Raw genomic sequence first — 8210 nt, 5'->3', positions numbered from 1 at the left:
ACCACCGACGGCATCCACGACCCCCACAGCAGCGACGACATGACAGTTCGTCACTCCCACCAGATCGCCGCCCCTATGCCCCACCAGCGAAAACGCAGTCCTCACGTCCGGAAAGACAACAGCTTCTCAACGACGCAACTGGCGCTGAAGGACTGGCTGGTGGCTGGCCCCCGACGGCGCCTGCTACTTCGGCAGCGACGGCGAGCCGCAGCCCGCCCCACACCATCCGCCGCACTCCATGCGCCATACCTGCGCCTCGTCGCTCGTTCAGAGGGGGGTATCGCTCTCGTTTTCCCTCCTATAAGCGCCCAACCCGAGACAATGCACAGGACATGGGTGATCTGACTGCCGCACATCGCGGATATGAGTACCAGGACCTGCTAGAAGCATGTCGTGTGGTGGACCTGCTGCTGGGCGGGATCGTCGCCGTGCACGTTGACGAGAAACTGGTACCGGACGACCGTTTTGATGATCTCACGGTCATCGGGGTGGACGGATGTCGTGAGCGGACCCAGTTCAAGCACTCGGACAACGACGATCATCCCCTCGCTTACGATACGTTTACTTCGGACGGCCGTGGGCTGAGGTTGGATCGCCTCGTGGCAGCTGCCGTCGCCGACCGCGACGGCCCGGGGGCCTCTGCCCGTACAGTCCGGCTGCGCATCGTGATGCGGGACGCACCACCGGATGATGCTGTACTGCGCGCGGTCATGGTGCCAGCACGCGCGTCTGACGCGCCGTTTCTGGCGGGCATGAACACCACTCTCTTGAGGTTCGACGCCGATGCTCTCTGGCGGGGGGTCGAGCTGCCAGCGCAGGGCAGGCGCAAGGCGGGAAACGTTTTCAGGTTCCTGGCTGAAGGTGACACGGCCGTCTCCAAGGAAGATCTGGAGTGGTTCTGCGAGCACCTGGTCGTGGAGCTTGCCGCGCCGCCCATGACGATGGACCTTCAGCGGCCGGGGCCAGCTGAGCAGCTTCTCCTCCAACGTGTGCGCGGCGAACTCGGTGCGGGTATCCACCCCAACGAAGGGCGCTTGCCAGCCGACGTGGCCGAGGCGCTGATCCGCACGGTCCGGGCCGCCCGTCAGCGGGGCATCAAGGTCACATCGCAAGAACTGCTCCGCCGGGCCCAGCTGCGCCAGGACTTCGGCGCCGTCCTACGTGCGCATCCCGTCGATCGGACCCTGGAAGTGGAGCGGCCAGGCGCGGTCGGTGCCCTGGAGGAGGCTGCCGGGACCGCCGCGGCCGACGGAGACGTCTTGCTGGTGACCGGCCCTCCGGGGCAGGGGAAGTCTTGGGCGTGCCAGCAACTGGTCGAGCAGCTCACACATGACGGATGGCTGGTCGCCGAACACTATTGCTACCTGGGTGACGCCGACGGCGACCAACTGGCCCGGGTGATGACCGAATCGGTCTTCGGCAGCCTGCTCGGTCGGCTGGCCGAGGCGGATCCGGGCCTTGTCCACGATCAGCGTCCGCGTTTCGCCGCCGACGAGGAGGCACTGACGAACGCGGTGGCGACCGCCCTCCGCAAGGATCCCGCCCGGAGAGTGGCGCTCGTCGTGGATGGGCTGGACCACGTCACCCGCGTACATGGCGGGAGGACCAGGAGAGCGGACCCGTCGCTGGCCCTTGCCGAGGTGCTCAGCTCGCTGCCGCTCCCAGCTGGCAGCGTGCTCATCGTCCTCAGCCAGCCAGGGACCCATCTCGACCCCCTCAGACAGGCAGGGGCAGCCACCGTCGCCGTACCGTCGCTCGCGTCGGAAGAACTCCGTGGCATGGCCGAGCGGCTCGGGCTCGTCCCGTTGAAGGGAAGCAGCCAGGCCGAGGCACTGCTGACCGACGGCCGGGACGTGACGGAATTCCTCGACGCGCTGCAGGAACGCTCAGGTGGGAATGCCCTGTACGCGACGTACCTCTGCCGTGAGGTCGCCCTGCGCCCAGAGACGATTGCGGACGCCGCTGCAACCGTCCGGGCGCTTCCCCCGTACCGCGATTCACTGGAGGACTACTACGCCCACCTCTACGAGGCCCTCGGTGCCGAAGCCGATGTCGTCGCGGACATCATCGCCCTACTCGGCATGCCGGTCACTCGCGAGGAACTCGGGCAGATCGTCCCGGACCGAGGACACCGGATCGATCGTGCGCTGAAGGTCCTGGCCCCGGTGCTCTCCGAGCGGACCGGACAGGGCGAGGTACGGGTGTACCACGAGTCGTTCGCCCGCTACCTGCGCCTCGGATACGAGGACCATCCTAATGCCCTGGAGTCGACGCTGGCGCTGATCGCTACATGGCTGTCCGGCAGGGGACTGTTCGAGGACCCGAGGGCTTTCCGACGGCTTCTGCGGATCCTCGCCGAGGCTGGGCGCGACACCGAGGTGCTCAGCCACATCGGGCGGGACTTCGTCGCCCGCGCCGTCTCTGCCGCATTCCCGGCCTCGGCGATCAGGGACAACTTGGCCACCGGGCTGCGCTGCGCCGCCCGATCGGGAAACTGGCCGCTCGTCGTGCGCTGCGTCGAGCTGGCCCGGGCTGCGCAGACTTACGAGGGTGAGCGCTTCGACTCGGTGCTGCTGGACTTCGCCGACGTGCCCATCGCGTTGCTCGGGGCTCAGACCATGGCGGACCGGCTCCTGTACGACGGACGGACGGTAATGCCCGCCCGGGTGGGCCTGCAAATGTGCGCGGCCCTTGATGCCGCAGGTGCCGTGGCGCCCTGGGGTGAATACATGACGGCATTTCAGCACGAGGACGAATCCGACAACACCTCCTACGGAGAAGACTCCGACCGGGCCGTCAGCCTGGCCTGGCTGCGCGGCCGGCTGCGACTGTCCGCGGCATACCGGGGGACAGAGGAGGAGGGGCCAGGGCAGGACAAACTCAGCGCACCAGTGTCGCTGGACACCATCGCCCAGCGGCTCGATGAGCACGGTGACCAGTCAGTGGCCGACGCCGTCGTGAAGGCGCTGCTCGACACTGTGGGAACCGATGCTGTCACCGGCCTGCTACCACGACTAACAGCGGGCGGCCCGGTGTGTCTCTCGCTCGCCGAGCAGATTGCTGCCGGTGCGGTCCCCGGACAGCCGGGCAGCGCAGCGCACTGGGCCCGGAAGGCCGCCGGCTTGGGGCATCGGCCGGGGACGGTGCACCGGCTGCTGGCGCTGGGGGCCGCTGCGGACGACCTGTCCGGAGACCTGACGGGGGACAGTCCCCCGGTCCGGCGCGACGTGCTGCTCTCACTCACCCGTGACATACAGCAGGAACGCGTCCGCTGGAGTCCCGAGGCCGTCGCCCGATGGCTCGACGCGCTGGCGGTCGCTGCAGCAGCCGATCCCTTGGCACTGGATGCGGCGGAGGCGCTCGTCCAAGGGCCGGGATGGTATCCCTGCTGGCTGCGTTTTGTGATCACCCTCGTACGCGCCGAATCCGCCAGTGTGGACCTCCGGTCCGGCCTGGCGGTGGAAGCCCTCGGGCTCCTGACCGGAGACCTCAGGCCCTTCGCCGGCAATCCGCGTGCGTGCGACCTCTACGCGATACACCCTCTCATTGAGGTGACGGTGCGCAGAGCGGTCGTGCTCCTGTCCGACGATGACTGGCCGCAGGCGTGGGAGACACTCACCCGCGTCAGCCGGGGGATCAGCACTACTCTGCGCGGTGAACTGGGCGGTCCACTGCCCGCCGACCTACTGCTCTCGATCGCCGTCGAGCAGGCGACGCCTGCACGGCGGGCCAGTGTGGACGAAACCATCCAGAGCGAGTTTGAGCAGCAGGCCGGCGGACGCTACTACAGCGACCTCGCCGGGTACCTCCTCACCCACGCGCGCCTCGCCCTCGCCGCAGGTGAACCCGCCGGGGCGGAGGCACGCTGGCTGGAAGCCTGCCGCTTCCTAGTGGCCTACGGCTGGCACAAGGACATCACTGTCTATGAGGTCCTGGATCCGCTGTCCGCCCTTGTCGCCGCCGACCCGGCCCGGGGCAGGGCGCGGGTGGCGCAGCTCCAGCCGCTGTGCGAACGCCTGGCCCTTCACACCGACGGCAAGGAGACCCTCGCCGCCCGGCGGGAGTGGTGGCGGACACTGGCCGGGGCAGATCCTGTCGCCCTCGCCCGGCTCGCCGCCACCGGGATCTTCGGCGACTGCAACGGCCCCAACGACCTCCTCCACGGTGCGCGGGAGAACCTCTGGCACAGCTGGAAGGACGAGGCGGATCCGGTCGTGGCAACGGCGCTCCGCCTCACCCTGGACAGTCCGCTCCTGGATGGGGACGCGGCGGTACTGGACCGGCTCATCCAGACGTCTGGTCCTTCGATGCCTGACGGCGTATCGGAGTTGCTCCGCTGCGCACTGAGCCGGGCGGACGAGCGGCCGGTGCGCTACGACTCCTCCGACGGTGACGAGACGAAGGCGTCAGACGAGCGACGGGTCGCTGCACTCAACACCGCGGCCCAACGTGGTGGTGGCCCGAGCATCAAGCCCCTTCCGCACCTACCGGTCGCAGAGGAATCCCGGAGCTGGAGCGGCTCGCCGAAACCGGCGCCGCCACCCGCGGCCGGGGACTTGCTGGCCGGTATGGTGCTGCCACCCGTACCCCCTGGCCCTGTCGGTCTGATCCGAGCACTGAGGGAATGGCGCCAGCGGCCTTACGGAACCGGTACACCGCAGCAGGCCCTTGACCGCATGACAAACCTCGTCGGTTACCGGCTGCTCAGCCTCGCAGACGAAGGACGTGCCGACGAAGCTCTACAAGTCCTGAGGGCCATCGCTGGACCGTTCGATTTCCGTGACGGCCCCCTCCTCCTGCGCCAGCTCGCGGAGGGACTCGAACGACACGGCCAGGGCGGCCTGGCCGCCGAAGCGTACGCACTGACCTGGGTGCGGACACGCGGGCAAGGCGGGTGGCTGAACTTCGGCGGGGAGACGTCCCTCGACGCCCTGAGCAGAGCCGCGCAGATCGATCCGGTCCTCACCTTCCGCGTCGTCGCCGAAGAGGCAGAAGCCATCGTGAGCACCGGCCGATACGGCACCCACGGTGTCACACAGGCGCTGATCTACGCCTTCGCCCGCCAGGCCGTCGGCCTGCCCGGGCACAGCTCCCTCGATTTGGGGTTCGCGCTGTGGGACGAAGCGGCGGCGGTCATCGAGAGTCGGGCGCCTCGAGTCCACGACAGCGACGACCCCGACTACCCGTACTACGCCCCCGACCGGGACACTGGCGCGGCGGTACACGGCGATCTGGACTGCGCCTTTGCGACCGCGGCACTGGCGGGAGTGGCCCATGCGGGACGCGAGGCCAAGCGGCGGTCGATGATTGCCGCTCGGGCTCTCGTCTCACTGCGCCCGGAGGCAGCAGCACCCGCCGTGGCCCTGGCACTGGAGCATGCGTCTGATCCGGCGACGCTGACCTGGTTGCTGTGTCTCCTCGAGGAGCAGGGGCCAGCTGGCCGGGCCGTCTTGGAGAACTGCCAGGACGCGCTCGGGGCGCTGGCCCAAGGACCTCTGCTCACCGTCCGGGCCCTTGCCCGTCGGCTGCTCATCAATGCGGCGGATGTCCCCATGGGGCCTTCCGCCCCGGACGTGTTGCAGCCCCCCGTCCGTCTGTGGACGTCCTCCGGGCAGAAAGACGACCGAGACGATCAGGCGCTGGAAGGGCTCGTACGAGAACTGGCCGGCGCACGGCTGTACGAAGCCGAGCAGGCGCAACCGGGGCTGGTCCGGGCGGTCCTGGCCGATGCCCGCCGCAGGCTTGGCAGCGAGCATACGAAAGTCAGGTACAGGACTCAGCTCCGTGCCTACCGTAGCGTCGACGAACAACTACCGCCGGACGCCTACCTCGCCACTGAAGAGGCGATCGAAGAAGCGGTCCAGAGAACGGCAGCAGGTAGCCGCGCTTACCGGCTCTCGAACGGTTTGGGCGTGTTCGATCCGCGAGCCTGGGAAGACCAACTGGCCACCGCACTGACGGACAGCCCGATTGTTCCCCTGGCCTTCGAGGCGGCGCGCTGGCCGCGCCCCGGCCTTCGGACTCCGCCAGGTCCGGACGACCCGGCCGATTCAATGGTCGGCGTAACCGCGGAGACCGTCTCCGTGCGGCCTTTGGTGGAAGCGGACGTCCTGAGCGGTCAGCCACTCAATGGCTGGTACATCCTCGCTTCCGTGGAGAAGCGCAGGTTCCTGTCGTTGCATAAACGGACGACCGACTCGGTCAGCTTGAGGTTCTCGGGCCCGGAAGTAACGGCGCGCGGGGGCCATGGGACCCCGGACGTCCCGCCGTTCTCGGACGGTGACCTCGTTGAATGGGCTGAAGGGCCAGCGCAGCTACCTCTCGGATTTCCACATGTCAGCTTCCCGCTGCTCGGTGTCGACCGCGACATGGTTGCGGCCGGGGATGCCGCTCATGGTCTGGGGCTGCCCGACCTCACGCTCACACCGGGCTGGTGGCTCCGTGCCGCGCTGCACCTGCGGCCTGGGGCTCCCTTGACCCTGGAGGACGACCGCGGGCTGGCCCTCCGGCTCATCTGTTGGCGCACCGAGTACGAGAGGAGCTCCTACCACCTCGCCTGGCCGCGGATGACCGGTTGTGCCGTCGCGATCCGCCCCGATCTGCTGGAAGTCCTGGCCGAACGGGCACCCGCAACCGTCGTCATCCGAGACTTTGTCATGCGCCTTGGGCATGGCGAAGAGGGGAAATGACGCGGAAGCGCTCGGTCGTGTGGTGGAGGAGCGTGCTGGCCGGCCCTGGTCCTCTACCTCACCGCCGCTGACCCCAGTTCGCACCTTGTTCTAGACCTCTCAACTTACCTGACGACTCATCAGGTAAGTCAGCATCCAATCAGCATTGGACCGGGGCAGTCTTCCGTACATGCTCCCGGTTGATGGCTTCGCGGCAGGCTGCTTCGTGCAGATCGCGCAGGTGAGAAGCCTGCTCGCCACGGCGCACGATGTTCTGGAAAGTCTTCGAGTCGAAGACATGCCGATGTACAGTGAAGGACGCCCCTGACCTGCAGAAAGCCGGCGGGGAGCCGTCTTCTAGGAGTCCAAAGTGCTGCGAACTTTGATCAAGTCCAAGATCCATCGCGCCACCGTCACCCAGGCCGACCTGCACTACGTGGGATCGGTGACCATCGACGCGGACCTGCTCGACGCGGCCGATCTGCTGCCCGGTGAGCTGGTCCACATCGTCGACGTCACCAACGGGGCGCGGCTGGAGACGTACGTGATCGAAGGCGAGCGCGGGTCCGGGGTGATCGGGATCAACGGGGCCGCCGCGCACCTCGTCCACCCCGGAGACCTGGTGATCATCATCAGCTACGCCCAGGTGACCGACGCCGAGGCGCGGGAGCTTCGGCCGCGCGTCGTGCACGTGGACGCCGGCAACCGCATCGTGGCGCTCGGTGCCGACCCCTCCGCGCCGGTGCCGGGCTCCGGCCAGGAGCGCAGCCCGCAGGCCGTGACGGTCCGAGCGCGGGGCTGAGTGCGCGATGCTCGCCCTCCTGCACACCTCGCCGGTGCACGTCCCGGTCTTCGACGCGCTGCGCGACGGGGCCCACCCCAACCTGGAGCTACGGCACTTCGTCGACGAGGAGTTGCTGTGCCGGGCCCGCCGGGAGGGGCCGGCGGCGGTGACGGACGAGGTGCGGGCGGTACTGCGCGGGGCCGTCGCCGAGGGCGCCCGGGCCGTCCTGTGCACCTGCTCCACCATCGGCGGCGTCGCGGAAGCGGAGGCGGCAGCGGCGGGGTTCTCGGTGCCGGTGCTGCGCGTGGACCGTCCGATGGCGGCCGCCGCGGTCGCCGCCGGGCCGCGGGTGGTCGTCCTCGCGGCGCTGCGGAGCACCCTCGCGCCGACCGTCGCGCTCGTCGACGAGGAGGCCCGCCGCGCCCGGCGCTCCGTCACCGTCCGCTCCGTGCTCGTCGACGCCGCCTGGCCGCGCTTCGAGGCCGGTGACACCGAGGGGTACGTGCGTGAGGTGGCGGCCGCGGCCGACCGGGTCACGGACGCCGACATGATCGTCCTGGCCCAGGCCTCCATGGCCCCGGCCCGCCATGCGGCCACCACTCCGGTCCCGGTCCTGTCCAGCCCCGCCCCGGGCCTCGCGGCAGCGGCACGGGCCGTGCGTGCCGTGACGCCGAGGACATGAGCCCACCCGGGTCCCCGCCCCGGCGCCGTCGGGTGACTGGCGGCGCCGGGGCGGGGACCCGGGTGGGCTCATGTCC

3 protein-coding genes are annotated in these 8210 nt (G+C 69.1%); all 3 read left to right on the top strand.

Annotation, left to right across the window (positions count from 1 at the left end):
* Nucleotides 1–395: 395 nt before the first annotated feature.
* The 3 genes from C1I97_RS25705 to C1I97_RS25695 all read left to right on the top strand — a co-directional run bounded on the left by C1I97_RS25705 (nucleotide 396) and on the right by C1I97_RS25695 (nucleotide 8134).
* Entirely contained in the window at nucleotides 396–6689 is a 6294-nt protein-coding gene (locus C1I97_RS25705; RefSeq protein WP_181446908.1) for an ATP-binding protein, read from the top strand.
* Between the two features lie 349 nt (nucleotides 6690–7038).
* Nucleotides 7039–7470, top strand: coding sequence for an aspartate 1-decarboxylase (gene panD, locus C1I97_RS25700; RefSeq protein ID WP_111005547.1), 432 nt, complete (start codon nucleotides 7039–7041; stop codon nucleotides 7468–7470).
* 7 nt (nucleotides 7471–7477) lie between these two features.
* Entirely contained in the window at nucleotides 7478–8134 is a 657-nt protein-coding gene (locus C1I97_RS25695) for an aspartate/glutamate racemase family protein (protein WP_111005546.1), read from the top strand.
* The last annotated feature ends 76 nt before the right edge of the window (nucleotides 8135–8210 follow it).

Source organism: Streptomyces sp. NTH33, from assembly GCF_003236365.1.
GTDB lineage: Bacteria > Actinomycetota > Actinomycetes > Streptomycetales > Streptomycetaceae > Streptomyces.
This window is presented reverse-complemented; position numbering and strand designations above follow the sequence as displayed.

Coding starts and splice junctions, on each gene's coding strand:
- C1I97_RS25695 (WP_111005546.1), top strand. CDS start 7,478: ATGCTCGCCCTCCTGCACACCTCGCCGGTGCACGTCCCGGTCTTCGAC.